Genomic DNA, 24,880 nt, shown 5'->3' on the forward strand with positions numbered 1-24,880 from the left:
TCGGCGGGGCCGGGTGAAGATTCGACTCAACGAGTACAGGGGTTAGGAATGGGCAGGCATAGCGTTCCCGACCCGGAGGACGCACCGGAGGCGGGCGGCGGCCAGCCCGGTCCCCCGCATCCGAACGGGGACCCGCCGCAATACTTCGGCGGCGGCCGGTATTACGACGATCAGCATGGCACCGTCGACGACGCCTACGAGACCGACGACTACGAGACCGGTTACGACGACGGTTACGACGACGGTTACGACGACGACGGCTACGACGAACCGGAATTCGTTCCGCACGTCGGCACACCAGGCGAGGAAGTCGACTACCGCGAGCCAAGCGCGGGCGACGAGTACTCGTATCTCGAGGAGCCCGAACCCGCCACCCACGCATTCGCCGCGACACCGCCACCCAACCGTCGCGATTGGGACAACAGTGAGTGGACGGGTAGCCATCGCGCGATCCAGCCGAAGAGGCGTGGCGTCAGCGTCGGCGTGATCGCGGCCCTCGTCACCGTCGTGGTGCTGGTCGGAGCGGTCATCGCCTGGCGCTTCTTCGGCGATGCGTTGTCGCATCGCTCGCAGGCCGGCGCCGCCCGATGTGTCTCCGGTGAGGTTGCCGTGGCGGTGGTCGTCGATCCGTCGATCGTGGATCAGATCACTCCGCTGGCCGACAAGTACAACCAGTCCGCGGACCCCGTCGGGGACAAATGCGTCAAGGTCGGGGTGAAGGCCGCCGATTCGGATCAGGTGGTCAATGGGTTCGTCGGGCAGTGGCCCGGCGACCTGGGCGAGCGGCCCGCGCTGTGGATTCCCGGCAGCTCGATCTCCGAGGCCCGCCTCGAGGCGTCGACCGGCGAGAAGACCGTTAGCGACAGCCGGTCGCTGGTGACCTCGCCGGTACTGCTCGCGGTTCGCCCACAGCTGAAGAATGCGCTGGCCCAACAGAATTGGGGCACCCTGCCCGGGCTACAGAGCAATTCCAGCTCGTTGGACGGCTTGAATTTGCCCGGTTGGGGATCGCTGCGGTTGGCGCTCCCGCTGACGGGTGACAGCGACGCCACGTATCTGGCCGCCGAGGCGGTCGCCTCCGCGTCAGCACCGCAGGGGCAGCCGCCGACGTCAGGCGCCAACGCCATCGCCACCTTGATGGCCGGGCAACCCAAGCTTGCCGACGACAAGTCGTCAACCGCGATGGACGCGTTGGTCAAGGCAGCCAATCCCGTCAGTGCGGACGTGCACGCGGTGGTCGCGACCGAGCAGCAGATCTTTGAGCGGGGCTCTCAGCCGGATGCCAAGGGCCAGCTGGCCTCTTGGCTGCCGCCGGGTCCAACCGCACTTGCCGACTATCCGACCGTGCTGCTCGCGGGTAACTGGCTGAGTCAGGAACAGGTAAGCGCCGCAAGCGAGTTCGCCCGCTTTCTGCGCAAGCCGGACGCTCTCGCGAGCCTCGCCGCAGCTGGTTTCCGTGCCGAGGGCACCAGCATGCCGCAGAGCGACGTCACCGACTTCGGATCGCTGACGGCACCGCTGTCGATCGGTGACGAAGGCATGCGGTCCACCTTGGCCAACCTCGTGAGCGCACCGGCCCAGGATCCCGCCGTCACCGTCCTGCTCGATCAGTCGATGACCGCGGACGAGGGAGGCAAGTCCCGGCTCGCCAACGTGACTGCTGCACTGAACGCGCGATTGCAGGCCCTGCCACCGAGTTCGGCCGTCGGGTTGTGGACGTTCGACGGCGTTGCGGGACGTTCCGAGGTGGCGATGGGGCCACTCGACGAGCAGGTCGGCGGTCAACCACGCTCGGTGGCGCTGACCGCCAACCTGAACGGTCAGGCGCCAAGCAACGGTGGTGCGGTGTCCTTCACGACACTGCGGTTGCTGTATCCGGATGCTGTCTCGAAGTTTCGTGAGGGTCAGCCCAATTCGGTCTTGGTCATCACCGCGGGACCGCACACCGACCAGTCGCTCGACGGCGCCGGTCTGCAGGACTTCATCCGGCAGAACTTCAATCAGGCGCGGCCCGTGGCAATCAACGTCGTCGACTTCGGCAGTGACCCCGACCGCGGCACCTGGGAAGCGGTGGCGCAGGCGACCGGTGGCCAGTACCAGAACCTGAACAGTTCGGCGGGGCCGGATCTCACCGCGGCGTTGACGACCGCGCTGGGCTGACCCGCCGGGAGCGGCCTACGTCAGGCGAAGGCCTCCACCGGCGGGCAGGAGCAGACCAGATTGCGGTCACCGTAGGCACTGTCGATGCGACGCACCGGCGGCCACACCTTGGGCCGGAAGCCCTTGCCAAGGGGGTAGGCCGCCTGCTCCCTGGTGTACGGATGGTTCCAGTCCTCGACGAGTAGGCACTCGGCCGTATGCGGCGCGCCCCGCAGTGGGTTGTCGTCCACGGGCCACGCCCCCGAGCCGACCTGGTCGATTTCGGCGCGGATCGCGATCATGGCCTCGCAGAAGGCGTCCACCTCGGCGAGGCTCTCGCTCTCGGTGGGCTCGACCATCAGTGTGCCTGCGACGGGGAAGCTCATCGTCGGCGCGTGGAAACCGTAGTCCGCCAACCGCTTTGCCACATCGTCCACGGTAACGCCGGTCGACTTGGTGATGGGGCGCAGGTCGAGAATGCACTCGTGGGCCACCATGCCGTTCTCCCCGGTATAGAGCACCGGGTAGTACTCGTCGAGGCGGCGAGCGACGTAGTTGGCCGACGCGATCGCGGTGAGCGTCGCCGCCCGCAGGCCGGGAGCCCCCATCATGCGGATGTAGGCCCACGTGATCGGAAGGATCGACGCGGACCCGTACGGAGCGGCCGACACGGTGTAGGTGTCGGTGAGTTCGTCGGCCAGCGGGTGTCCCGGCAGGTACGGGGCGAGGTGGCTGCGCACTGCGACCGGTCCGACGCCGGGGCCGCCGCCACCGTGCGGGATGCAGAACGTCTTGTGCAGGTTGAGGTGGCTGACGTCGCCACCGAAGCGGCCCGGCCTGGCCAGACCGACGAGGGCGTTGAGGTTCGCACCGTCGACGTACACCTGACCGCCTGCGTCGTGCACGGCGGCGCAGATCTCTTCGACGTCGTGCTCGTACACGCCGTGAGTCGACGGGTAGGTGATCATCAAAGCGGCAATGTTCTCCGCGTGCTCGGTGACCTTGGCCCGCAGGTCGTCGAGATCGACGTCGCCATTGTCGCGGCACTTCACCACGACGACGCGCATGCCGGCCAGTGCTGCCGACGCCGCGTTGGTGCCGTGCGCGCTCGACGGGATCAGACAGATGTTGCGTTGCGAGTCACCACGGCTCAGGTGATAGGCCTGGATCGAGAGCAGCCCCGCGTACTCGCCCTGCGAACCGGCATTGGGTTGCAGTGAGACCGAGTCATAGCCGGTCAGCTGAGTCAGCCAGCCTTCGAGATCGGCGATCAGCTTGCGCAGTCCCGGGGTGTCCGAGGCGGGTCCGAACGGATGTTGCCGGGAGAACTCGGGCCAGGTGATCGGCTCCATCTCGGCGGCCGCGTTGAGTTTCATGGTGCACGACCCCAGCGGGATCATGCTGCGATCCAGCGCGATGTCCTTGTCGGCGAGGGATCGGAGGTAGCGCATCATCTCGGTCTCGGTGCGGTACCGCGTGAAGGCCGGGTGGGTGAGGAACTTCGACGTGCGCGTGGCGATCTCCGGACCCGCCCAGTGGTGGCCACCCCGGGTGGCACCGAAGGCAGAGAGAACGTCCTCGACGTGGGTCGCGGTGGTGGCCTCGTCGCAGGACACCGAGACGTGGTCGCCGTCGACCAGCCACACGTTGATGCCGCGGGCCTTGGCCGCCGCGCGGATCTCCTTCGCCCGGCCGGGCACGCGGGCCAGCACCGTGTCGAAGAACGCGTCGTGGACCACCTCGACGCCGGCCTCGGTAAGGGCGGTGGCGACGGCGAGCGCGTTGCCGTGCACCTTGTGAGCGATCGCGGTCAGTCCGTCGGCCCCGTGGTAACTGGCGTACATGGCCGCCATCACCGCCAACAGCACCTGCGCGGTGCAGATGTTGCTGGTGGCCTTGTCGCGGCGGATGTGCTGTTCGCGGGTCTGCAGAGCGAGCCGGTAGGCCAACGAGCCGTCGGAGTCCACGGACACGCCGACGAGGCGACCCGGCAGCTGGCGGGCATGCTTGGCGTGCACCGCGAGGTAACCGGCGTGTGGGCCGCCGAATCCCATTGGCACGCCGAAACGTTGGGTGGTTCCGAAGGCGACGTCCGCGCCAATCTCTCCCGGTGGGGTGATCAGGGTCATCGCCAGCAGGTCGGCGCCGACGGCGACCAGGGCGCCGCGGTCGTGCGCCTTGGTGATCAGATCTGTCCAGTCGACCACGACCCCTGAGGCCCCTGGCAGTTGGACGATGACGCCGAAGAACTCGCCATCGGGCAGCCCGTTGCGCAGGTCGGCCGTGACGATCTCAATGCCCAGCGGGGCGGCGCGAGTGGCTAGCACCGCGGCCGTCTGGGGGTAGACGTCGGTGTCGACGACGAGGGTGTTCGCCGACCCCTTGACTGCGCGATGCATGAGCGTCATGGCCTCGGCAGCGGCGGTGCCCTCGTCGAGCATCGAGGCGTTGGCCACCTCGAGGCCGGTGAGTTCTTCGACCATCGTCTGGAAGTTCAGGAGTGCCTCGAGCCTGCCCTGGCTGATCTCCGGCTGGTAGGGCGTATAGGCCGTGTACCAGGCCGGGTTCTCGAGGATGTTGCGCTTGAGCACCGGCGGGGTCAGCGTGTCGAAGTAGCCCTGGCCGATCATCGAGACGGCGACGGTGTTGGCGTCGGCCATCGCACGCAATTCGGCGAGGGACTGCTCCTCGGAGGCGGGTGGCGGGAGCTGGTCGAGGCCGGGAGCCAACCCGTCAGCCGTCAACGCGTCGAGAATGCCCGCGGGAAGCGCCTTTTCGGCGAGCTCGCCGAGGGTGTCCACACCGATGACCTTGAGCATGGTCGCCACGGCATCGGCGTCGGGGCCGATGTGTCGATCGGCGAACCGGGGCAAGTGGTGTTCGTTGTTGGGGTGGACATGAGCACCGGACAAGAGAGAACCCCTCACACGTCAGAGCGTGGAACCGCTAGCGGTCCTCCCCCTCTGTCGTCGACCCGTTGCGGGCGCCTGAGAGATTCGGCCGGTCGGGCCTTTCCCCATGGGCGGGCTTCATTCGACCAAGACGATCGAACTCGCCACTTTCCAGAGGCATCGTGGCTCCGCGCGGTCCTGGGGCCTGAGAGGTTGACGGAGAGGTGTTGCTCCTTCGGCGTCCGTGGCTGGCGGCCATGGAACTCTCCCGCGCGGGGGCGATGCGTTGCTGAGTCTACCGGAGGTTGAGTTAGCCGATCTTGCGGTCGCGACTCTTGCGCCGCGAGGCGAGTTCGTCCTCCGGGCTGGGGATGGACTCCCCGCCGTCGGCCCGCTCGCCGGGGAAGTCCGCGATGGCACCGGTCAGCTCGCGCATGGCGCCCGATACTGCGATGCCGAAGACGCCTTGACCCCCCTGGAGCAGGTCGACGACCTCTTCGGCCGACGTGCACTCGTAGACGGTGGTGCCGTCGGAGAACAGCGTGATGTTGGCGAGGTCCTTGACACCGCGCTGGCGCAGGTGATCGACGGCGACGCGGATGTTGTGCAGCGAGATGCCAGTGTCCAGAAGTCTTTTGACGATCTTGAGGACCAAGATGTCCTTGAACGAGTACAGCCGCTGGCTGCCTGAGCCCGCCGCGCCGCGGATCGACGGGACCACCAGCGACGTCCTGGCCCAGTAGTCCAGCTGGCGGTACGTGATGCCCGCGATCTGGCAGGCGCTGGGCCCGCGGTAGCCGACCAATTCGTCCGGCACCGAGTTGTCGGGAAACAAGCCCGCCTGCACGGGTTCGCTAGGGGCTGCCGAGACCACCGGCTCCGGTGTGCTGCTGGAGGTGAGGTCCAACTGCTCCTGACGTGGCGTGTCGCCCACTGCCCATCCTCTCGCCGATCGAACTGGATCCGTGCCTGGCAGCCATCAGCGGCGGCTCAACACGTTTGCTCCGAGCTCTCGAGTATGTCGAGCATACGCTTTCTGCTCGGCACCCACTGCCTCTCGCAGTGATCAAAGTATGGCTGTCTGCGACTTGGATCGGCGAAACCTGCTCCGCGTGTCGAGAGCGTGAGACGCATCCGTGACTATCGGGCGTCAGGTGGCCTTGAAGTCGTCGGGGGAAACCGAATCCAAGAACTCCTTGAACTTCTCGACTTCGTCCTCGCGCACCGCGCCGGTGGTCTCTTCGTCGGACTCGTCGGGAATCAGCAGGCCCGCCTCGGCCAGCACGGCCTCTTCGACGTAGATCGGAACCCCGACCCGCATGGCGATCGCCACGGAATCCGAAGGGCGGGCCGACACCTTGATGTCGCGGTCGAAGATGAGGTCGGCATAGAACGTGCCTTCCTGCAGATCCACGATCCGGACTTCCTTGAGTGAATGCCCAAGGGCGGTAATCAGATCCCGGATCAGATCATGGGTGAGCGGGCGCGCGGGCTCGACACCCTGCTGCTCGAGCGCAATCGCCTGCGCTTCGGTCTGTCCGATCCAGATCGGAAGATACCGGTCACCGTTGGACTCTCGCAGCAACAGAACCGGCTGGTTCTGAGGCTGCTCCACGCGAATGCCGATCACACGAACCTCGCCCATCTGTGTCTGCCCTTCGCGCCGCAAGCCGTCGTGGGAGAGTCTAATCCTCAGCGATCCAGAACGTCGCGCACGGCGGACTTGATCAGCGACGTGTGCAACGTTATGGCCAGCGCGGCGACCTCGCGTGCCAGGTCGTCGGCGCGGTCGCGGGCGCCGGCCTTCACCACGGGGCCCGCGATCTGAGCGATCAAATCGGACTGCCGATCCGCCGCCGACCGGAACGCCCGCAGATGGCGGGGTTCGACGCCGTAGTCGGCCAACGCCTTGGCGCACTGTGCGGTCACGACCGAGTGCTCGTCGAAGAAGCCTGCGGGACCAGACTTGATCACGCCTGCCTTGATGAGGGCCCCGAGCAGTTCTTCGTCGACCCCCGAGCGGGCCAGCAGATCCTCGCGGCTCAACCTGACCTGGGCAGGCGCCACCGCGGCGGTGTCGCGAACGCCGACGTTGCCGTCGCCGTCATTCGACACCTGAACCAATCGCGGTACGCCGTAAGCGGATCCGGTCTCCGGAAGCGCTCCGTCGGGTTGTGAGTCCAGTTGGGCCTTGATGACCTTCAACGGGAGGTAGTGATCGCGCTGCGCGGTCAGGATGAACCGCAACCGCGCACAGTCGTAGGCGGTGAACCGACGGTAGCCCGAGCCCGAGCGCTGGGGCGTGACCAGTCCTTCAGCTTCCAGGAAGCGGATCTTGGAGATGGTCACGTCCGGAAAGTCGGGTCGCAGCGAGTCCAGGACCGCTCCGATCGACATCCCGGCGAGCGCTGGGGTGTCGGGGGCGGTCATTAGCTACCCGAACCGCCGTCGTCGCCCTTGGGTCCCGTGAGGAAGACCAGTCGGAACTTGCCGATCTGGACCTCGTCGCCGTTGGCCAGCACCGCCGAATCCACCGGTTCGCGGTTGACGTAGGTGCCGTTGAGGCTGCCGACGTCGACGACCTGGAATTCCCCGGTCTCGAGACGGAACTCCGCATGTCGACGGCTCACGGTGACGTCATCGAGGAAGATGTCGCTGTCGGGGTGCCGACCTGCCGATGTCCTGGCTTGGTCGAGTAGGAACCGCGACCCGGCATTCGGTCCGCGCTTGACCACGAGGAGTGCCGAGCCAGCGGGAAGCCCCTCGACTCCCGACACGGCGTTGTCACTGCCGGTGGCTGGCGGTGCGTCCAATTCGTTGAGGAAATCCGATCGGAAGACCGATGTGGTCTCGACCGTCACGTCTTCGGACTGATCAGCTCCCGAACTAGTGTCGTTATCCGTCACCCGGTGCTCCTTACTGGCTGCTGTGGCGATGGTGGGCAGGCGTACCGGCTCCCGCTCGAGACATTCAAGAGGGACGCCGGCCGTCATGCGTCTCGTGACGACCGTACCGCGCGGCGGTGGCCGACGTGTCCACCACCGCCGGAATTCTCATTCGTCGAGGGTTGCGCCGTAGGTGTCGGCGTCGAGCAGGCCGTCCAGTGCCTCGGACAGCGAGGCGGCGTCGATCTGCAGGTCGATGAGCCATCCCGCGCCGTACGGGTCGGAGTTGACCAACTCCGGGGAGTCGGCCAGTTCGCCGTTGACGCCAACGACTTTCGCCGTGATCGGCGCGAAGAGATCCGAGTTCGACTTGGTCGACTCGACGGTGCCGAACTCGCTGCCTGCCGTGACGTCGGCGTCAACGTCGGGCAGCTCGACGAACACGACGTCGCCGAGGGCGGCCTGGGCGAAGTCGGTGATGCCGACGCGGACGGTGTCGTCACCGGTCCGACGGACCCATTCGTGGTCCTCGGTGTAGTAGAGGTCGGACGGAATCTCGCTCACAGGGCTCCTTGGTTCTCCGGCTGACTGCCGATGTCATGCTCATTTGACTGGCTGAGCGTATTGGCGGGGTTTCGGTTGCCGCAAGGCGGTTACGTTCACCACGTCGGCCTGCTGCACCGACATTGTGCCGCCGACTCGCTCGACGCTGTCGACGGCTCCACCCGGGATGTTCATCGCGGAGGCCAGTGTTGCTGGATCGCCAATGGCGAGAACGGAATAGGGCGGGGACAACGTGGTGCCGTCGATGACGAGCGCGCCGGGTGAACCCACGACCCACGTGTCGACGCCCACCCGCACCGGCTGCGCTCCGGTGCTATTTCCCGGGTCGCTTCGCTCCTGCCCTCCGGCGCTACCGAGCTGCATGGCCTCGGCTCCCGCGGCGCGCAGCTCGTTGACGACGTCGAGCATGGTCTCGGGCGACACTCCTGGGGCAACGTCGTCAATGGTGATCGTCACTCCCGGCCCCGTCGCGGCCACGGTCCCGATCAGGATCGACAGGGCAGCCAGCCGGGCCTGCGCGTTCTCGATGGCGGCTTGGTCGTTGCTCCCCGAGGACTGCAAGGCGTCGAGCGTTCGCTGAAGATCGACGACCTCGGTGTTGAGTGCGGCTTCGCGTTGTTGCAGGGAGTCCAGCAGCACCAGCAGGTCGGCCGGTCGGGCCGTATCCAGCGAGTCGCCGGATTCGGTTTGCCGCGCCTGCGTGACGATTGCCACCCCGAGCAGAATGCACAGCACGACCGCGAGCGCCCCGAAGGCGAGCTGGGTGCGACCGCGGCGCGTCGGAGGATGTGGCGCGTCGTCGGCCAGCTCGTGTCTGCCGTGCTCGGAGGTGGGTTCTGCGTCGGGTGGCGGGTGGGAGTCGCTCATGCTCAGGCGCCGAACAATCTGCGCCGCAGCGCGGCGGCGTTGCCGAAGATCCTGATGCCGAGGACGACGATGATCGCGGTCGACAGCTGGGTGCCAACGCCGAGCTGATCGCCGACGAAGACGATCAACGTGGCGACGAGCACGTTGAAGACGAAGGACACCACGAACACCTTGGCGTCGAAGATGCGCTCGAGGTAGGCGCGCAGCCCCCCGAAGACCGCATCCAGCGCGGCGACGACCGCGATCGGCAGGTACGGCTGAATCACCTCAGGCACGCTGGGATGAAACACCAGACCGAGGATGATGCCAACGACGAGAGCAGCTATCCCGACCATCTGTCTCCGATCACTCGAGTCTGCATCATGGCCCAATCTGCTTGGCGAAGTTGACGTCTCGCACGGATCCGGCGGGCAATCTGAGATCGTCGGTTTCGCTGACGTTGACGACGACCCCGTACGACGCTTCGAGGATCCGCAGCCTGGCAAGGGCCGGACTCTGGTCGAAGACGTCGTGCATCCCGTGCGGCGGGCCGATCGCGAGCACGACGTATGGATTGCTGATCGGCTGGTTGTCGACGAGCAGGCCGCCGCCCGCCTGCCGCACGGTGACGTTGGGCCCGATCCGCACGCCTCCGACGGCAATGGCCTCTGCGCCGCTGACCCACAGCGAGTTGACGACGAGTTGCAGATCGCGGTCGAGGATGACCTGCGGGCTTCCCGCCACGCGCTGCTTCGACACGTCGCTGAGGTCGCGCGCGGCGCTGGGTTCGGTGACGGTGACGGTCAACCCAGGGCCGTGGACGGCGGTGGCCGCCGCGGCGAACTCCGCGACGTCGAGATTGGCGAGCAACCTGCGGCCACGCTCGTCACCCTCCAGGCGGCTGCGCCGTTCCGATTCGACCTGCCCGGCCAGGGTGTCGCGGCGGGCGGTGCCATCGTTGGTCGCCCGTTGGGCGTTCTGCACCCCCGCGGCGAGCACCCCCCTGGTTGCCTGTGTCGCGGGGGCGACGGATTGCGCCTGGGCTGCTGCGGCGGCGAAGACCGTCGTGACCAGCAGCCCCGCGAGAATCTGCCAGGTCCAGTTCGACGCCGCCCTGCGGGGCTTGCCTGCCGTGCGCCGCTCGGCGGCCGCGGCGTATCCGGGATCGAGATGTTCGGACAGCAGCGACCGCAGCAGCGACGGCACCGGGATCAACGTCGGTGCGCCCGCCAGGTGAGCGTTGCGTCCGGCGTCCGGGCTGTAGCCGCCGAGCGCGCGCTCGTCGTCAGGCATTCCCCCGGCTACCGGGCGCGTGGCGCGGCAGCTGCCGAACCACCATGGTGACCTGGACGAGGTACAGCACGCCCGACCACAGATACATCGCCATCCCCCAGCCGAGGAAGGCCCAGCCGATGGCCAGGATCACGCGGCTCCACAGCGCTTCCCATTGGCCGAGCAGGACGAGCGGGAAACCCGACATCAACGAGAACGTGGCGGCCTTGCCGATGTAGGTGACGGTCAGCGCGGTCAGCCCGCGGCTGCGCAGGATCGGCAGGGTCAGCGCGAGCACGACGTCGCGTGCGATCAGCACCGCCACGAACCACCACGGCACGATGCCGTCGACCGCCATCGCCACCGGGACGACGATCATGTAGATCCGGTCGACCGCGGGATCGAGCAGCGCGCCCAGTTTCGACGACTGGTTGGCGACGAGCCGGGCGATCTTGCCGTCGGCCCAGTCGGAGAAGCCGCTGAACATGAGTACCGCGACGGCCCAGGCGTTGGCGTCCACGACGAGCAGGTAGATGAAGACCGGGACCAGGATCAACCGCAACACGCTGAGCGCGTTGGGAATGGTGAGAACCCGATCCCCCGTCGTGTCCATGCAGACGAACCTAGCGGAACACCCCTGGCAGACTCAGCGCGGACATGGAGTCTTCCGACAGTGGATTGTCGTGAATCATGTAGGTCCACGTCGAGGTCGGCCGTGCGAGTTTGGATAGATCGAGTCCCTGCTCGTCTTCGATGACGTTGGCGGTCTCGAAGGTCTGCTGCGCGGCCTCGATGGCGTCGGCGGCCAGCGAGGCGAAGGCGTCGACGGCGAGTCGGTGGAATTCGTCGAGCGGGTTCTGCCTTCCCAGCGCGCGCAGGTGGATGCTCTCGCGGATGTCCGACAGGTAGGCCTGGTGGTCGGCCCAGCCGCGGTCCAGGTGGTAGAGCATGATTTGGCGGCTGATCGTCTCGAGCTGCTCTTCGTCGATCTTCGCGGCGAGTTCCTCGTAGCGTTCCGGGGACCGTTCGGCCAGTTCTTGGCGGGCGGTTGCCGTGCGCAACAACGTGTTTCGCCTCTCGACCAGGATCGCGCGTTGCTGCGCGACGAGCTGGTTGTAGCGCCAGGTGTTGGCGTGTACGTCCAGCAGCCTGCCCTCGGCGATGCGCTGGGCGTGTTCGAGGAGTTGGGCGGCCTTGTCGGCTGTGATGCGGCCGTCTTCGTCGGTCCCCATCGGCAGCTTCTCCGGGTCGAGGTGCGAGACGACGACGTCGTCCTCCCAGCTGGAGAAGAACACCGACGAGCCGGGGTCGCCCTGGCGTCCGGCGCGGCCGCGCAGCTGGTTGTCCAGCCGTTCGGTGTGGTGGCGGCCGGTGCCGATGACGTGCAGCCCCCCGAGCTCGGCGACGTCATCGTGGTTGGTCTCGTCGGAGCCGCCGAGGCGGATGTCGGTGCCGCGGCCCGCGATCTGGGTCGACACGGTCACCGAGTTCAGCGTCCCCGCCTCGGCGATGACGCGCGCCTCCTCCTCGTCGTTCTTGGCATTCAGCACCACGGCCGGGACCCCGGCCTTGACGAGCCGTTCGTGCAGTTCCTCGGATTCGGCGACGTCGCGGGTGCCGACGAGCACCGGCTGGCCGGTCGCGTGGATCGCCTTGATGTGGTCGATGACGGCGTCGATCTTCGCGGCGGCGGTGATGTAGACGCGGTCGGTTTGGTCCTCGCGGATGTTTGGGGTGTTCGGCGGGATCGGCGACACCCCGAGCTTGTAGAACTGCCGCAGCTGCTCGCCGGCGGCCAGGGCGGTGCCGGTCATCCCGCACACCGTTGGGTAGCGGTTGATCAGTGCTTGGACCGTGATGGTGTCGAGCACCTCGCCGGTCTCGGTGGTTTCGATGCCCTCCTTGGCCTCGACGGCTGCCTGCAGTCCGTCGGGCCAGCGCTGAAGCTGCGCGATGCGTCCGCGCGAGGCGTTGATCAGCTGAACGCGGTCGTCGCGGACGATGTAGTGGACGTCGCGCTGCAGCAGTACGTGGGCGTGCAGGGCCACGTTGATCTCGGTCAGCGTGGTGCTGACGTTCTCCTCGGAGTAGATGTCGATGCCGCCGAGTTCCTTCTCGAGCTTGCGGGCGCCGACGTCGGTGAGGTGAACGTTGCGGCGGTCGGCGTCGGTGTCGTAATCCTTGCCGGAGACCAATTCGCCGACCATCCGGATGATCTCCAGCCGCGGCGTCTCGCGGTGTGTGGTGCCGGCCAGGACCAGCGGGACCAATGCCTCGTCGACGAGTACCGAATCGGCCTCGTCGATGAGGGCGACGTCGGGGTCGGGTGACACCAGGTCCTCGACGTCGGTCACCAACTGGTCGCGCAGGACGTCGAAGCCGATCTCGTTGACCGACGCATACGTCACGTCGCACGCGTAGGCGGCGCGGCGCTCGTCGGCGGTGGACTCGGCGGTGATCCAGCCGACGGAGAGGCCCATCGCCTCGAGCAGCGGGCCCATCCACTCGGCGTCGCGTCGGGCCAGGTAGTCGTTGACGGAGATGACGTGCACGCTGCGCCCGGCGATGGCGTAGCCGGCCGCGGCGATCGCGCCTGCCAGCGTCTTGCCCTCGCCGGTCGCCATCTCGACGACGTCACCCGCCAGCATCCGCAGGGCGCCGAGCAGCTGAACGTCGAACGGCCGCAGCGTCGTTGCGCGATCGGACGCTTCACGGGCGATGGCGAGGAACTGCGGGATGTCGGCCGACTCGGCGAGCTGGTCGAGGTTGAGCAGCATCGCGGCCTTCTGCAGCTTCTCGTCGTCGAGGCCTGCCGCCTTGTCGTCGAACTCGGCCGAGGCGCGCACCAGGTCCATCGACTGAGCCTGGTCCTTGTCGGTACTGGCGCCGAGCAGCTTCCAGAACCGGTTGCTCAGCCGACCGGAAGTGCGGTCTTTGTTCTTCGGCGCGATCTTTGGCACGCGTTCACGGTACGCGGCGCCCGCGATCGCCCCGCGAGCGCGCGTGTTGGCACGCGACACGCCGTGCCCGGAGGGCAGAAAGCGCACGTTCGCGGAGGGTAGTAACTTCCCGCACAGCGGTGTCGCCCGACGCCCGCGGAGGAGCCTGATGGAATCTCCAGAGTTCAAGCCCTCAGTCGATTGGAGCAATGAACTCCTCGCGTCGAGCCTGTGGGTGCTCAAGATCTTCGGCGTCACCGCCGTCTGCCTCGTCGTCGTTCTCGTCCTGCTCGGTCGCCTGACCGAATGGGGCCGTCAGTTCTGGCGGATCAACGGCCCGTACTTCACCGCCCGCGAGTCACGCGTCGGCGCGTGGTTGGTGCTGGCGGCCCTGCTGGTGTCCGCGGTCGTGGCGGTGCGGATCAGCGTGCTGCTCAGTTACTACGCCAACGACCTGTTCTCGTCGTTGCAGGTGGCCTTCGAGGGCAACACCGAACCGGATGGCTCGCTGAAGGGCACCGGCATCGACGGGTTCTGGGAGTCGATGCGGATCTTTGCCGTCCTGGCGACGGTCGCAACCGTCCGGTCCCTGCTCGACCTGTACCTGATGCAGCGGTTCACGATTCGGTGGCGGGTGTGGTTGACGCACCGCCTGGTCGACGACTGGCTCGATGGCTACGCCTACTACCGCGGGCAACTGATGAGCGCACCGATCGACAATCCGGATCAGCGCATCCAGCAGGACATCGACATCGTCACCACCGTGACGGGCGAGCCGAATACGCCGTCGCACGGGTCGGGTAACACCCTGCTGTTCGGTGCCGTCGAAGCCGTCCTGAGCGTGGCGTCGTTCGGGGTGATCATGTGGCACTTGTCGGGTCCACTGACGGTCTTCGACGTGACGCTGCCGAAGGCGCTGTTCTGGATCGTCATCGGCTACGTGCTGGTGGCGACGATCGTCGCGTTCTGGATCGGCCGCCCGCTGATCCGGCTGAGCTTTCTCAATGAATTCCGCAACGCCAGCTTTCGCTACGCGATGATCCGGTTGAAGGAGGCCGCGAGCGCCGTCGGCCTCTATCGCGGCGAGGATGCCGAACGTCGACAGCTCACCACGCGGCTCGATGCCGTCATCACCAACTACCGGCATTGGCTGAACCGCATGGTGGTCTTCCTGGGGTTCAACCTGTCGGTGAGCCAGGCGATCAACCCACTGCCGTACATCGTTCAGGCCCAACGACTCTTCGCGGGCGAGATCTCGTTCGGTGACGTCATGCAGTCGGCGACGGCGTTCCACGCCATCCACGATGCGCTGTCGTTCTTCCGCAACGCCTACGACGCGTTCGCGAGTTACCGGGCGGCGCTGATCCGTCTCGATGGTCTGCTCAAGGCGAACGAGCGCACCAGGGTGGTTCCGCAGCTGCTGATCGAGGAGTCGTCGGACGGTGCGGTGCGACTCGAGGGCGTGGACGTCCGGACACCCGACGGTCAGCTCTTGGTCCAAGCGCTCGACGCGCAACTCGATCCCGGCGAGAGCGTCGTGATCACCGGACCGTCGGGCAGCGGCAAGACCACGCTGCTGGAAAGTCTTGCGGGACTGTGGCCGCACGCCTCGGGCCGGGTGCGGTTCCCGGTCGAGGAGCGCGAGGTGATGTTCGTCGCACAGCTGCCCTATCTCCCGCTCGGCGATCTGCGGGCCGTCACGTCCTACCCGCGATCAGAAGGAGAGATCGACGCGGCGCAGATTCAGCAGGCACTGCTCAAGGTGGCGCTGCCACACCTCATCATTCGGATCAACGAAATCAAGGACTGGGCCAAGGTGCTGTCCGTCGGTGAGCAGCAGCGCATCGCCTTCGCCAGGATCCTCCTCAACAAGCCACGGGTGGTGTTCCTCGACGAGTCGACGTCCGCAATGGACGAGGGCTTGGAAATGATGCTCTACCGGTTGCTTCGAGCCGAACTGCCCGACTCGATCCTCGTCAGCGTCAGCCACCGGGAGACCGTCGAGCAGCATCACGACCGGCAACTCGAGCTGCTGGGTGCGGGCGGGTGGCGACTCGATGCGGTGTCCGCCGCGACGTGACCCCTTGCAGGGCTGACAGCAGCTAGTCGGGGTACCTTGCCCGGATGGACGGAATGGACCTGTGGACCCCGACCCTGGATTGGGGCGAGGAGTGGCTGACGTCCCTGTGGTGGATTGCGCAGGCATGGGCGATCGCCGCGGCAGCCACGATGATCATCTTGGTGCTGATCGGCCGCTTCACGACGTGGGGCCGCCAGTTCTGGCGCGTCACGGGCGCCTACTTCACCGGCCGCTCGAGCATCGTGGTCTGGCTCTGGTTGGCGGGACTGCTGCTGTCGGTCATCATCGGCGTCCGCCTTTCGGTGCTGCTGAGCTACTACGGCAACGACTTGTCGACCAGCTTCCAAGTGGTGGCCGCGGGCTTGGCGAGTGGCGATCAGGCAGTCAGAGAATCCGGCAAGCACGGCTTCTGGTTTTCGATCATCGTGTTCTGCATCTTGGCGACCATCTACGTCGCGCGGGTGATGCTGGATCTGTTCCTGATGCAGCGGTTCATTTTGAGGTGGCGGGCCTGGCTGACCGATCGGCTCACCGGGGACTGGCTCGACGGCAGGGCCTACTATCGCGCCCGCTTCATCGACGACACGATCGACAACCCCGATCAGCGAATCCAGACCGACATCGACATCTTCACCACCGGTGTCGGACCGACGCCAAATACCCCCAACAACACCACCGGCTCGACGCTGCTGTTCGGCGCGATCGACGCGGTGGCCTCGATGATCTCGTTCACCGCCATCCTCTGGAGCCTCTCGGGGCCGCTGACGCTGTTCGGTTTCACTCTCCCTAAGGCCATGTTCTGGATTGGCCTCGGCTACGTGGTGTTCGCGTCGGTGATCGCGTTCTGGATCGGCAAGCCGATCATCTGGTTCGCGTTCGACAACGAGAAGTTCAACGCGGCGTTCCGCTATGCCCTGGTCCGCCTGCGTGACGCGTCGGAGGCGGTCGCCTTCTACCGCGGCGAGATCGCCGAACGGACGGGTTTGCGGCAGCGCTTCGCGTCCGTCGTGGCCAACTACAAGCGGTACATCAACCGGATGATCGGCTTCTACGGCTGGAACCTCTCCCTCAGCCAGGTCATCGTGCCGCTGCCGTACGTGCTGCAGTTTCCGCGGTTCTTCGCCGGCGAGATCCAGTTGGGTGACATGACCCAGTCCGCGTCGGCGTTCGGCAGCATCCAGGACGGGTTGTCCTTCTTCCGCAACGCGTACGACCAGTTCGCCGGATACCGAGCGGCGATCATCCGTCTCGAGGGTCTGGTGGTGGCCAACGAGGAGGGCAGGCAGTTGCCTGCCGTCACGACGGCGGACTGCGTGGACGGCACGGTGGAACTCGAGAAGATCGAGGTCCGCACGCCCGACGGCACGCAGCTGATCAACTCGCTGGACCTGCGACTCGGCATCGGCGACACCCTGGTGATCACCGGCAAGTCGGGTACCGGCAAGACCACCCTGCTGCGCAGTCTCGCGGAACTGTGGCCGTTCACCTCCGGAACGCTGACTCGGCCCTGCGGTCCGAACGAGACGATGTTCCTCTCGCAGATGCCGTACGTGCCGCTCGGTGATCTGCGGGCCGTCGTCTCCTATCCCTGTGAGGAAGGCGAACTCGAGGAGTCAGAGCTGCAAGACGTGCTGACGCGGGTTTCGCTGCCACACCTCAACGCGAGACTCGACGAGGTTCAGGACTGGGCCAAGGTGCTCTCCCCCGGTGAGCAACAGCGGATTGCGTTCGCTCGCATCCTGCTGACCAAGCCGAAGGCCGTCTTCCTCGACGAGTCGACGTCCGCGTTGGACGAGGGTCTGGAGATGACGCTGTACCGGCTCGTCCGCACCGAACTGCCCGACACCATCCTGGTCAGCGTGAGCCACCGCAAGACCGTCGAACAGCACCACGACAGGGAACTGCGCCTGCTCGGCGACGGGGCGTGGCAGCTCAGCGATCTCGGTGAGGAGCCGGAGCCCGTCCCGGTGTAGCTGGAACAGTTCCCGGGTCGCTTCGCTCCTGCCCGCCGGAGTGCGGGTAGCTTCCCGGCATGGAGATGTTCACCCCGTCGCTCGACTGGGGAAACGAGGTCGTCGCGTCCCTGATCTGGGTCGCCAAGGCGTGGTCGATCAGCGCCGTGGTGATGCTGATCGTGCTGGTGATCCTGGCGCGGTTCACCAGCTGGGGCAGGCAGTACTGGCGCATCACCGGACCGTATTTCACTGGGCGACAGAGCATTGCGGTGTGGTTGCTGGTCGGGGTGCTGCTGCTGTCGGTGATGTTCTCGGTTCGGATGGACGTGCTGTTCAGCTACTACGGCAACGATCAATACACCGCGCTGCAGGTCGCCTTCGAGGGTGCCAGTTCGGGCAATGACGCGGTGCGGGACTCGGGTATCCGCGGCTTCTGGTTCTCGATCGTGGTCTTCGCCCTTCTCGTCCTCGCCTACCTCGCGCAGACCCTGCTGGACCTGTATCTGATGCAGTTCTTCATCATTCGGTGGCGGGTGTGGCTCACCGACCGGTTGACGAGCGACTGGTTCGACGGGCGGGCGTACTACCGCGGGCGGTTCGTCGACGAGCCGATAGACAATCCGGATCAGCGCATTCAGCAGGACATCGACGTGTTCACCACGGGGACTGGGCCGGAGACGAACACGCCGACGGTCGGAACGTCGACCACGCTGCTGTTCGGGGCGGTGTACTCGATCGTGTCGGTGGTGGCGTTCACTCCGATTCTGTGGAACCTGTCCGGTCCCTTGACGTTCGTCGGGGTGACGGTGCCGAAGGCCCTGTTCTGGATCGTGCTGGTGTTCGTTGCCGTCGCGACGGTGGTGTCGTTCTGGATCGGTCGCCCGATCATCCGGCTGAGCTTCCGGAACGAGATGACCAACGCCGCCTTCCGGTATGCCCTGGTGCGGGTGCGTGATGCGGCCGAGTCGGTGGGCTTCTCCCGCGGCGAGCGCGTCGAGCGAAAAGTGTTGTCGGAGAGGTTCGCCAGGATCATCGTCAACTACCGGAGGCTGGTGTGGCGGGGGGTGGCCTTCCTCGGCTGGAACAAGGCCATGTCGCAGATCGTCGACCCGCTACCGCTCATCGTGCAGGCGCCTCGTCTCTTCGCGGGTGAGATCAACTTCGGCGACGTCAGTCAGTCCTCGAGCGCGTTCCGGTCGGTGCAGAGCTCGCTGTCCTTCTTCCGTGCCGTCTACGACTCGTTCGCCAGTTATCGCGCGACGATCATTCGACTCGACGGCCTGCTCGCTGCCAACGAAATGGCAAGGGCGCTAAGTCATCTGATGGTCGAGGACAGCGCCGACGGTGCCGTCGAGATCGCGGACGTAGACGTGCGCTCCCCCGCAGGCGACTCGCTGATCGACGGGCTCGCGGTGCGGCTGGCCGCAGGCGGGTCGTTGGTCATCACGGGCCGCTCGGGAACGGGCAAGACCACCCTGCTGCGTAGCCTCGCCGAGATGTGGCCGTACGCCTCGGGCACCGTCCGCTACCCCGCGGTCGATGCGGTGATGTTCCTGCCGCAGCTGCCCTACGCGCCGTTGGGTCACCTGCGGACCGTCGTGTGCTATCCCGCGGCGGCAGATTCCCTCGCCGACAACGAGATTCGGTCGGCTCTCGACGATGTCGCGCTGGGCCACCTCGGATCGCGGTTGGACGAGACGACCGACTGGTCGAAGGTGCTGTCCCCCGGCGAGCAGCAGCGCATCGCGTTCGCACGGGTGCTGCTGAATGCGCCGAGCGCCGTCTTCCTCGACGAGTCCACCTCGGCGCTCGACGAGGGTCAGGAATTCGCGCTCTACCGGACGCTTCGCGAGCGGCTGCCGGACTGCGTCGTGGTCAGCGTGAGCCACCGCGGCACCGTCGAGCAGCACCACGACGATCGGCTGGAACTGCTCGGCTCCGGGCAGTGGCGGCTGGCTCCGGTCGGCTAGGGCAGTGCCGCGGCGTGCGTGCCTGCGCGTCGCCCGAAGAACGATCCCTCGCCGAGTTGGGTGCCGCTGGCATACCCCTTGCCGTCCTGGGCGATGTTGGATGCGCAGGCGCCCGCGGCGTACAGACCGGGCACCGCGCTACCGTCCTCGCGAAGGACCTCCCCGTCGAGCGAGGTGGCGAGCCCACCGACGGTGAAGCCGGCGTACATCGCCTTGCCAAGCGACAGATCGAAGGCGCCCCACGGCCCCTTGTCTTGGGCGGCAAGGAATTCCGGCTGCTTGTGGAAGTCGGGGTCCTCGCCATTGGCGGCGTGCTCGTTGTAGTGGTTCAGGGTGGCGACCAGGTTGCCCTCGGGGATTCCGAGAGCGGCTTCCATCTCCTCGACGGTCTCCCACCCGTCGATCAGGGGAATCAGTGGCATCTCTGGGCGTTCCAAATGTGCTTCGTCGACGATCAGGAACGCCGCACTGTCGGGCTGGTCCATCACGTAGCCCGACGTGCGCGAGTGGTAGGAGTCCTCGGTGACGAAGCGCTCACCGTTCTTGTTGACGATGATCCCGGTCAGCAGGATCGCCGGCGGATACGGCGGTGCGGTGATGAAGATCTGGTCCATGTGCTTGGTGGCGCCGCCCGCTGACTCGCCGAGCCGGATGCCGAGTCCATCGTCGTAGGTGTTGCCGAGCACGAACGGCTTCTCGGCGAGCTTCGGGGTGTACGTCGCGACCATTTCGGGGTTCATCACGAAGCCGCCCGCGGCGATGACGACGGCCTTCGCACGGATGTTTCCGGTGTCCTCGAACCGCTTCCACGCAACGCCGACGACGGCGCCGTCCTCGACCACCAGACCGGCAGCACCGGTCTCATAACGCACGTCGACGCCGAGTTCGGCGGCGCGCTTGACGAGCAGGTCGACCACCATGCTGGCGCCCTGCGTGTCACCGGGCACGGGCACCTTGTGGCCCCGCGGGGCGGGGATGGCCTGGTTCTTGAACGGCCATACCTTCTCGTTGCCGGTGAACATCAGGCCCTCGGTGTTGGGCTGGATGACGGCCTTGTGCGGGTAGTAACTGCGCTCGAACTGAAAACCCAAGTCCTCCAACCAGTTGAAGTGCTCGACGCTGCCGTCGGCGTAGGCCCGGATCTTGTCGAGCTCCGGTTCGCGTGAGACGGCGACCAGGTACTTGTACATCTCGTCGGCACTGTCGTCGTGACCCGTCGCCTGCTGCACCGCGGTGCCGCCGCCGAGGTAGAAGTGCCCGCCCGCCATCGACGTCGTGCCGCCTGCCGCTGCCGCGCGTTCCAGGAGGACGACGCGCGCCCCTGCGGCGGCCGCGCTGACCGCGGCGCAGCCACCGGCGATGCCGAAACCGACGACCACGACGTCGACGTCGTCGGACCACTCCGCGACGTCTGCCGCGGCGACGGTCTCGGGAATGTGCGTGCTCACTGTTGCTCCTGTTTTACGTAGTCGAAGAAGGCCTGGATCTCGGAGGGGACGTGCGCGATCTCGAGGTAGGGGACGCCGGCGTCAGGGGCGGACACGTAGGCGAACCGCATGCCGCCGGGCATGACGCCCTGGGAGAGCACCGGCGTGCCGCCCAGCTCGGCGTCGCGCACCATGGCATCGAAGCCGTCGACGTCGGCCGCCTCGATGCAGACGTGATGCAATCCAGGACCCGACGCGTCGAGGAACTCGGTGTAGACGCTCTCGCCGCGGACCGGTTCGATCAGCTCCAGCTGAGTGTCTCCGGCGTAAGACAGCGAGATGTTGGCGACGAAGTCGGCGGGCTGGCCACGGTGCGTGCAGGTATCGGGGGCGAAGTGAACCTCAGGCATCCGCACCCACTTCTTGGCGCCCATCAACCGGGTGATCGCCTTCTCCGTCGCGTCGAGGTCGCGGGTCACCCACGCGATCTGGACAGGTGTCTGGTCATGCATCGCTTGAGGATATCCTCGGCGGCGACCTCTGGCTAGAACGTGTTCTAGTTTAGTGTCGTCGCGGCGATGACCAGGCGAATCTGGCCGTCGAAGACGTCGGCGGGGTCCGAGAGCGTGTCGGCGCCGTACTGACCGAATACCTCGAGACTGATCGCCCCGACGAGCGCGGCCCACAGTAGGAAGCACTTCATCACGGTCGCATCGCCGCCGGTGAAGCCGAACTCGTTGCGCACGCCGTCGAAGTCCGCAGACGTTGCTCGGGAGGGGCGGTCTCCCGAGTCGGGCACGTCGCCCGCGGCGACGCCCTCGGCCATCACTGCGAGCAGTGCACCCACGACGCGCGTTCCCGGCCCGACGGTCGTGTCGGCGGGTGCACGGTAGCCGGGAACCGGGGTGCCATAGATCAACGCCCAGCTCGCCGGCTGGTCGACGGCCCAGCGCCGGGCCGCCCGCGCCATCGCGAGGAGCCGGTCGCGCCACGAGCCGGTGGCGGCCTCGCCCGCGCGGTCCACCGCGTCCGCCAGGTCGGAGTATGCGTCGACGATCAGCAGGGTCAATAGATCGTCGCGGCTGGCCACGTAGCGATATACGGCCGAGGAGACCATGCCGAGGTCACGGGTGATGGCGCGCAACGAGAGTCCGGCCGCGCCGTCGGTCACCAGGTGTCGGCGGCCGATCTCGACGATCTCTCGTTCGATCCGGTTGCGGGTGTCCTGACGCTTCCCCATGGGCCAAGTGTCGCACGAAACGAGAGCAACGCTCTTGATTTTGCCACCGAGTCGTGACATTCTCCAGGGAGAGCAATGCTCTCGTATCGCTCAATCCCAGAGGAGACCGACATGACCACTCGTTACGACGAACCCAACCGCGTCGCCCGTGCCGCGAACGAAGTGTTCCGGTGGCTCGCCGAAGCCGGCGTTAGCGTCGCGGGGACGCACGCGCTGCGCGTCCGCGGCCGCAAGACCGGCACGCTCCGCGGGGTGGTCATCAACCTGATGACCGTCGACGGTCGTGACTTCGTGGTCTCGCCGCGCGGCAACACCCAATGGGTCCGCAACGCCAGGGCCGCCGGCGAGGTCGAGATCGGTCCGCGGTGGCGCGGCCGCCAGGTTCGGATCAGCGAGGTCGCCGACGAGGCCAAGCCGCGGCTGCTGAAGCTCTATCTGGACCGCTGGTACTGGGAGGTCAAGGGGCATGTCGGCGGCCTGGCACCCGACTCGACCGACGAGCAGATCCGCGCGGTCGCACCGTCCATCCCGGTCTTCGAGTTGATGTGACTTCCGCCCGTCATGCGCCGTCGCGCAACATCTTCGAAATCGTGGCTGCGGTGGACGCACTGAGCTCGCCGGAGATCTGAATCGACTGTCCGTCGATGGGCTGGCTGATGGCGGGTGCGGCGAGCACGACGCCGTTGCGGACGAAGGCGAGCTGCTTACCGATGTTCGCCGCGGTGTACTGCGCGAAGGCCGTACTGGACGCCTGATCCATCGACATTTGCACGGTATGGAATTCGCTGGTCGGCAGCTTCGTCTCGGTGGCCCCAGTCAGGTTCAGCGCCAACGCAACTGGGCCGAGTTCGTATACGGCAGCCTTGTCGACGTCGCACACTCGGATCGGCGCTTCCGGTGGTGTCGGCGGTGGAACCGGCGGGCAGTCCTCCGCGTTGGCCACCAACGGGACCGCGACCACGGGACGCACCGCCAGCGGAATGCCAATCACTGGTGGGGTTCTCGTCGTCGGCATCGCGGCGGTCCGCTGGGCGACGGGCGCGGAGTCCTTCATCATGAACGCCATCGCCACCCCGACGACGATGGTGCTGATCATGGCCAGGATGCCGACCGACGCCAGCATCGCGATCATGACCCTGCGTGCCGTCCACGGCTCCCCCGATGAGAACCACGAGAACCACGAATACAACCTGTAGCGCATCAGCGGCTACGCAGGTGGGAGGTCCCCCGGTGGAAGTACGGCGGGTGCGTTGCCGGAGGCGGCAGTGAGGACCTCTTGGTGGATCTGCTGATCGGTGGTCGGCCATGACACGGCGGCGGGATACTGACCCCAGGTGCTGTTGAACATTCCGACGATGACGGCGCGCCCGTCATCGGTGAGTACATAGACGGGGCCACCCGAATCACCCTTCTCACTGATGACGCCGTTGGCCATCGTGAACCACCCGTTGTTGACGGCCTCTACAGTGCCACAGCTCTCACCGGTCACCACCCCGAAGTGGCACACCCGCTGACCCTGTTGCGGCACGACCGACGGATCGAATGACAGCGCCCTGCCGCCGGGCAGGACGTCGTTGATCTGGACGTCGGGCGCAAGCGCGATGGCCTCCCAGTCGGAGATCATGTGGTCGGTGGCGACCGTGGCACCGTTCGGCGTGTCGTCGCGAAAGACCGTTTGGTGGCCGACGACGTTTCCATCCTTGTCTCCGACCATTCCGCTCCCGCGGCAGTGTCCGGCGGTGTACGCCGTCCGCGTCTGCACGTCGACGAACCCCAGCGTGCACTTGTTGTTGTCCTGCCGAATCTCCATGCCCGGATGGACAAGTGCGCCGGGGGCGGCATTGGCAGGGGCGGACGACAGCGCAACGTTGAGCATCGCGATCGAAGCGGTTGCCAGTACGACCGCGCGCAAACACTTTCGGCGCAACGTCGGCTCCGATCGCTAGAGGTAGATGAAGCCTCAGCGTACCCACGGCAAAGGCGGCCCGCACCAAGAAGGTGCGGGCCGCCTCGGGTACTTGCCCTACGGAATCGTGACGACTTGACCGGGATGGATCAGATCGGGGTTCGAGATCCCGCTCGCTTCAGCGATTTGGTGGTACTTGTTGCCGTCGCCGTAGAACCGTTCCGCGATGGCCCACAGCGTGTCACCCGACACGACGGTGTACGTCCGGGGTGCTGGCGGTGGCGGCGGTGGCGGTGGCGGTGGCGGTGGTGGTGCGGGCGCCTCGGCCGGCGACGCCTCCTCGGTGACGGCCGCTGGCACCACCTCTGCCTCTACCGGCGCCTCGGCGGGTGGCGGTGGCGGTGCGGGTACCTCGTCGGTTTGGGTGTTCGACGACCACGCCGGTCCATCGAATCCGTACAGCACCAGGTTTCGATCATTCTGAAGGATCAGTCGAACGTCCTTGGCGCCCTTCGTTTGACTGGCCCACACCGCATCGTCGGGCGTGTAGAGGACGAAGTTGCCGTCGGACTGAACCTCGGCGCGGACCACGTTCTGTCCGTTGGTGCCCGTCGACCAGATGGATTCGGTGCCGGAGTACAGCACGAGGTTTCCGTCGTCCTGCAGGGTCAGCTTGTACGCCTCGTTTAGTGACGTAAGCGACTGACCGACCTCCAACTTCTCTCCGTCTTGAAGTCTGTCTCCCACGATTTTCTTACCCCTTCCG

Annotated in this window: 23 protein-coding genes and 2 riboswitches; of the genes, 6 read left to right on the top strand and 17 right to left on the bottom strand. The window is 66.5% G+C overall.

The features are described from left to right. Nucleotides 1-48 precede the first annotated feature (48 nt). A complete protein-coding gene (locus tag QOD90_RS06835) occupies nt 49-2,160 on the top strand; it encodes a substrate-binding domain-containing protein (protein ID WP_526347959.1) in 2,112 nt (703 codons plus the stop codon). A gap of 20 nt (nt 2,161-2,180) precedes the next feature. Here QOD90_RS06835 and gcvP read toward each other — a convergent pair whose 3' ends face one another. From gcvP to secA2, 11 genes are all read right to left on the bottom strand, one after another. Beyond that, complete coding sequence (gcvP, locus tag QOD90_RS06840) at nt 2,181-5,012, bottom strand: aminomethyl-transferring glycine dehydrogenase (protein ID WP_526348012.1); 2,832 nt, start codon at nt 5,010-5,012, stop codon at nt 2,181-2,183. Between the two features lie 80 nt (nt 5,013-5,092). After that, nucleotides 5,093-5,213: riboswitch (glycine riboswitch) on the bottom strand. Continuing rightward, a riboswitch (glycine riboswitch) is annotated at nt 5,214-5,311 on the bottom strand. 29 nt (nt 5,312-5,340) lie between these two features. After that, complete coding sequence (locus tag QOD90_RS06845) at nt 5,341-5,964, bottom strand: MerR family transcriptional regulator (RefSeq protein ID WP_526347961.1); 624 nt, start codon at nt 5,962-5,964, stop codon at nt 5,341-5,343. Between the two features lie 216 nt (nt 5,965-6,180). Beyond that, complete coding sequence (locus QOD90_RS06850) at nt 6,181-6,675, bottom strand: bifunctional nuclease family protein (protein ID WP_163738681.1); 495 nt, start codon at nt 6,673-6,675, stop codon at nt 6,181-6,183. A gap of 47 nt (nt 6,676-6,722) precedes the next feature. Further along, on the bottom strand, nt 6,723-7,460 hold the full coding sequence (ftsR, locus tag QOD90_RS06855; protein WP_526347963.1) for a transcriptional regulator FtsR: 738 nt from the start codon (nt 7,458-7,460) through the stop codon (nt 6,723-6,725). Next, entirely contained in the window at nt 7,460-7,936 is a 477-nt protein-coding gene (garA, locus tag QOD90_RS06860; RefSeq protein ID WP_526347965.1) for a glycogen accumulation regulator GarA, read from the bottom strand. Before garA ends, ftsR begins: the two co-directional genes overlap by 1 nt. A gap of 147 nt (nt 7,937-8,083) precedes the next feature. Further along, nucleotides 8,084-8,479 carry a glycine cleavage system protein GcvH gene (gcvH, locus tag QOD90_RS06865; protein WP_526347967.1) on the bottom strand — a complete coding sequence of 132 codons (396 nt, stop codon included), beginning with the start codon at nt 8,477-8,479 and terminating at the stop codon, nt 8,084-8,086. A 39-nt stretch (nt 8,480-8,518) separates the two neighbouring features. Continuing rightward, nucleotides 8,519-9,346 carry a DUF881 domain-containing protein gene (locus QOD90_RS06870; protein WP_526347969.1) on the bottom strand — a complete coding sequence of 276 codons (828 nt, stop codon included), beginning with the start codon at nt 9,344-9,346 and terminating at the stop codon, nt 8,519-8,521. Between the two features lie 2 nt (nt 9,347-9,348). Beyond that, a complete protein-coding gene (locus QOD90_RS06875) occupies nt 9,349-9,681 on the bottom strand; it encodes a small basic family protein (RefSeq protein ID WP_526347971.1) in 333 nt (110 codons plus the stop codon). Between the two features lie 25 nt (nt 9,682-9,706). Further along, the gene (locus tag QOD90_RS06880) at nt 9,707-10,618 is read right to left on the bottom strand and encodes a DUF881 domain-containing protein (RefSeq protein WP_526347973.1); all 912 of its coding nucleotides are present in this window, start codon (nt 10,616-10,618) and stop codon (nt 9,707-9,709) included. Then, entirely contained in the window at nt 10,611-11,210 is a 600-nt protein-coding gene (locus tag QOD90_RS06885) for a CDP-alcohol phosphatidyltransferase family protein (RefSeq protein ID WP_526347975.1), read from the bottom strand. The genes QOD90_RS06880 and QOD90_RS06885 overlap by 8 nt, the downstream gene beginning before the upstream one ends. Before the next feature lie 10 nt (nt 11,211-11,220). Beyond that, entirely contained in the window at nt 11,221-13,548 is a 2,328-nt protein-coding gene (gene secA2 / locus QOD90_RS06890) for an accessory Sec system translocase SecA2 (RefSeq protein WP_526348014.1), read from the bottom strand. A gap of 157 nt (nt 13,549-13,705) precedes the next feature. Here secA2 and QOD90_RS06895 point away from each other — a divergent pair, with 157 nt between their 5' ends. The 3 genes from QOD90_RS06895 to QOD90_RS06905 are packed head-to-tail and all read left to right on the top strand — an operon-like array spanning nt 13,706 to nt 19,541. After that, nucleotides 13,706-15,616: an ABC transporter ATP-binding protein/permease gene (locus tag QOD90_RS06895; protein ID WP_526347976.1), complete on the top strand. Its 1,911-nt coding sequence runs from the start codon at nt 13,706-13,708 to the stop codon at nt 15,614-15,616. A 53-nt stretch (nt 15,617-15,669) separates the two neighbouring features. Then, nucleotides 15,670-17,589: an ABC transporter ATP-binding protein/permease gene (locus QOD90_RS06900; protein WP_526348016.1), complete on the top strand. Its 1,920-nt coding sequence runs from the start codon at nt 15,670-15,672 to the stop codon at nt 17,587-17,589. Between the two features lie 59 nt (nt 17,590-17,648). Next, complete coding sequence (locus tag QOD90_RS06905) at nt 17,649-19,541, top strand: ABC transporter ATP-binding protein/permease (protein ID WP_526347978.1); 1,893 nt, start codon at nt 17,649-17,651, stop codon at nt 19,539-19,541. Here QOD90_RS06905 and QOD90_RS06910 read toward each other — a convergent pair. The 3 genes from QOD90_RS06910 to QOD90_RS06920 are packed head-to-tail and all read right to left on the bottom strand — an operon-like array spanning nt 19,538 to nt 22,208. Continuing rightward, nucleotides 19,538-20,989, bottom strand: coding sequence for an FAD-binding protein (locus tag QOD90_RS06910; RefSeq protein WP_526347980.1), 1,452 nt, complete (start codon nt 20,987-20,989; stop codon nt 19,538-19,540). The genes QOD90_RS06905 and QOD90_RS06910 overlap by 4 nt on opposite strands. After that, complete coding sequence (locus tag QOD90_RS06915) at nt 20,986-21,480, bottom strand: VOC family protein (protein WP_526347982.1); 495 nt, start codon at nt 21,478-21,480, stop codon at nt 20,986-20,988. Before QOD90_RS06915 ends, QOD90_RS06910 begins: the two co-directional genes overlap by 4 nt. 44 nt (nt 21,481-21,524) lie before the next feature. Further along, complete coding sequence (locus QOD90_RS06920) at nt 21,525-22,208, bottom strand: TetR/AcrR family transcriptional regulator (protein ID WP_526347984.1); 684 nt, start codon at nt 22,206-22,208, stop codon at nt 21,525-21,527. 111 nt (nt 22,209-22,319) lie between these two features. Between QOD90_RS06920 and QOD90_RS06925 the strand changes: the two genes are divergently transcribed. Next, nucleotides 22,320-22,757 carry a nitroreductase/quinone reductase family protein gene (locus tag QOD90_RS06925; RefSeq protein WP_526347986.1) on the top strand — a complete coding sequence of 146 codons (438 nt, stop codon included), beginning with the start codon at nt 22,320-22,322 and terminating at the stop codon, nt 22,755-22,757. Between the two features lie 10 nt (nt 22,758-22,767). Here the strand turns inward: QOD90_RS06925 and QOD90_RS06930 are convergent, their stop codons facing one another. Then, nucleotides 22,768-23,199 (bottom strand): SecDF P1 head subdomain-containing protein, encoded by a 432-nt coding sequence (locus QOD90_RS06930; protein ID WP_526347988.1) that lies wholly within the window; start codon nt 23,197-23,199, stop codon nt 22,768-22,770. On the opposite strand from QOD90_RS06930, the gene QOD90_RS06935 reads away from it, so the two are divergent. Then, a complete protein-coding gene (locus QOD90_RS06935; RefSeq protein WP_526347990.1) occupies nt 23,189-23,404 on the top strand; it encodes a hypothetical protein in 216 nt (71 codons plus the stop codon). The genes QOD90_RS06930 and QOD90_RS06935 overlap by 11 nt on opposite strands. An 11-nt stretch (nt 23,405-23,415) precedes the next feature. Here the strand turns inward: QOD90_RS06935 and QOD90_RS06940 are convergent, their stop codons facing one another. Together QOD90_RS06940 and QOD90_RS06945 are read right to left on the bottom strand one after the other, a co-directional pair. Beyond that, nucleotides 23,416-24,135: an Rv1815 family serine proteinase gene (locus tag QOD90_RS06940; protein ID WP_526347992.1), complete on the bottom strand. Its 720-nt coding sequence runs from the start codon at nt 24,133-24,135 to the stop codon at nt 23,416-23,418. A gap of 96 nt (nt 24,136-24,231) precedes the next feature. After that, complete coding sequence (locus QOD90_RS06945; RefSeq protein ID WP_526347994.1) at nt 24,232-24,861, bottom strand: LysM peptidoglycan-binding domain-containing protein; 630 nt, start codon at nt 24,859-24,861, stop codon at nt 24,232-24,234. Nucleotides 24,862-24,880: the final 19 nt, after the last annotated feature.

It is taken from the genome of Mycobacterium sp., from assembly GCF_032161845.1.
Taxonomy (GTDB): Bacteria; Actinomycetota; Actinomycetes; order Mycobacteriales; family Mycobacteriaceae; genus Mycobacterium.

Excerpts from the sequence above, each read along its gene's own strand:
- QOD90_RS06835 (WP_526347959.1), top strand. The coding sequence starts at position 49 with ATGGGCAGGCATAGCGTTCCCGACCCGGAGGACGCACCGGAGGCGGGC.
- QOD90_RS06850 (WP_163738681.1), bottom strand. The coding sequence starts at position 6,675 with ATGGGCGAGGTTCGTGTGATCGGCATTCGCGTGGAGCAGCCTCAGAAC.
- ftsR (WP_526347963.1), bottom strand. The coding sequence starts at position 7,460 with ATGACCGCCCCCGACACCCCAGCGCTCGCCGGGATGTCGATCGGAGCG.
- QOD90_RS06870 (WP_526347969.1), bottom strand. The coding sequence starts at position 9,346 with ATGAGCGACTCCCACCCGCCACCCGACGCAGAACCCACCTCCGAGCAC.
- QOD90_RS06875 (WP_526347971.1), bottom strand. The coding sequence starts at position 9,681 with ATGGTCGGGATAGCTGCTCTCGTCGTTGGCATCATCCTCGGTCTGGTG.
- QOD90_RS06880 (WP_526347973.1), bottom strand. The coding sequence starts at position 10,618 with ATGCCTGACGACGAGCGCGCGCTCGGCGGCTACAGCCCGGACGCCGGA.
- QOD90_RS06885 (WP_526347975.1), bottom strand. The coding sequence starts at position 11,210 with ATGGACACGACGGGGGATCGGGTTCTCACCATTCCCAACGCGCTCAGC.
- QOD90_RS06895 (WP_526347976.1), top strand. The coding sequence starts at position 13,706 with ATGGAATCTCCAGAGTTCAAGCCCTCAGTCGATTGGAGCAATGAACTC.
- QOD90_RS06900 (WP_526348016.1), top strand. The coding sequence starts at position 15,670 with ATGGACCTGTGGACCCCGACCCTGGATTGGGGCGAGGAGTGGCTGACG.
- QOD90_RS06905 (WP_526347978.1), top strand. The coding sequence starts at position 17,649 with ATGGAGATGTTCACCCCGTCGCTCGACTGGGGAAACGAGGTCGTCGCG.
- QOD90_RS06915 (WP_526347982.1), bottom strand. The coding sequence starts at position 21,480 with ATGCATGACCAGACACCTGTCCAGATCGCGTGGGTGACCCGCGACCTC.
- QOD90_RS06920 (WP_526347984.1), bottom strand. The coding sequence starts at position 22,208 with ATGGGGAAGCGTCAGGACACCCGCAACCGGATCGAACGAGAGATCGTC.
- QOD90_RS06925 (WP_526347986.1), top strand. The coding sequence starts at position 22,320 with ATGACCACTCGTTACGACGAACCCAACCGCGTCGCCCGTGCCGCGAAC.
- QOD90_RS06935 (WP_526347990.1), top strand. The coding sequence starts at position 23,189 with ATGCCAATCACTGGTGGGGTTCTCGTCGTCGGCATCGCGGCGGTCCGC.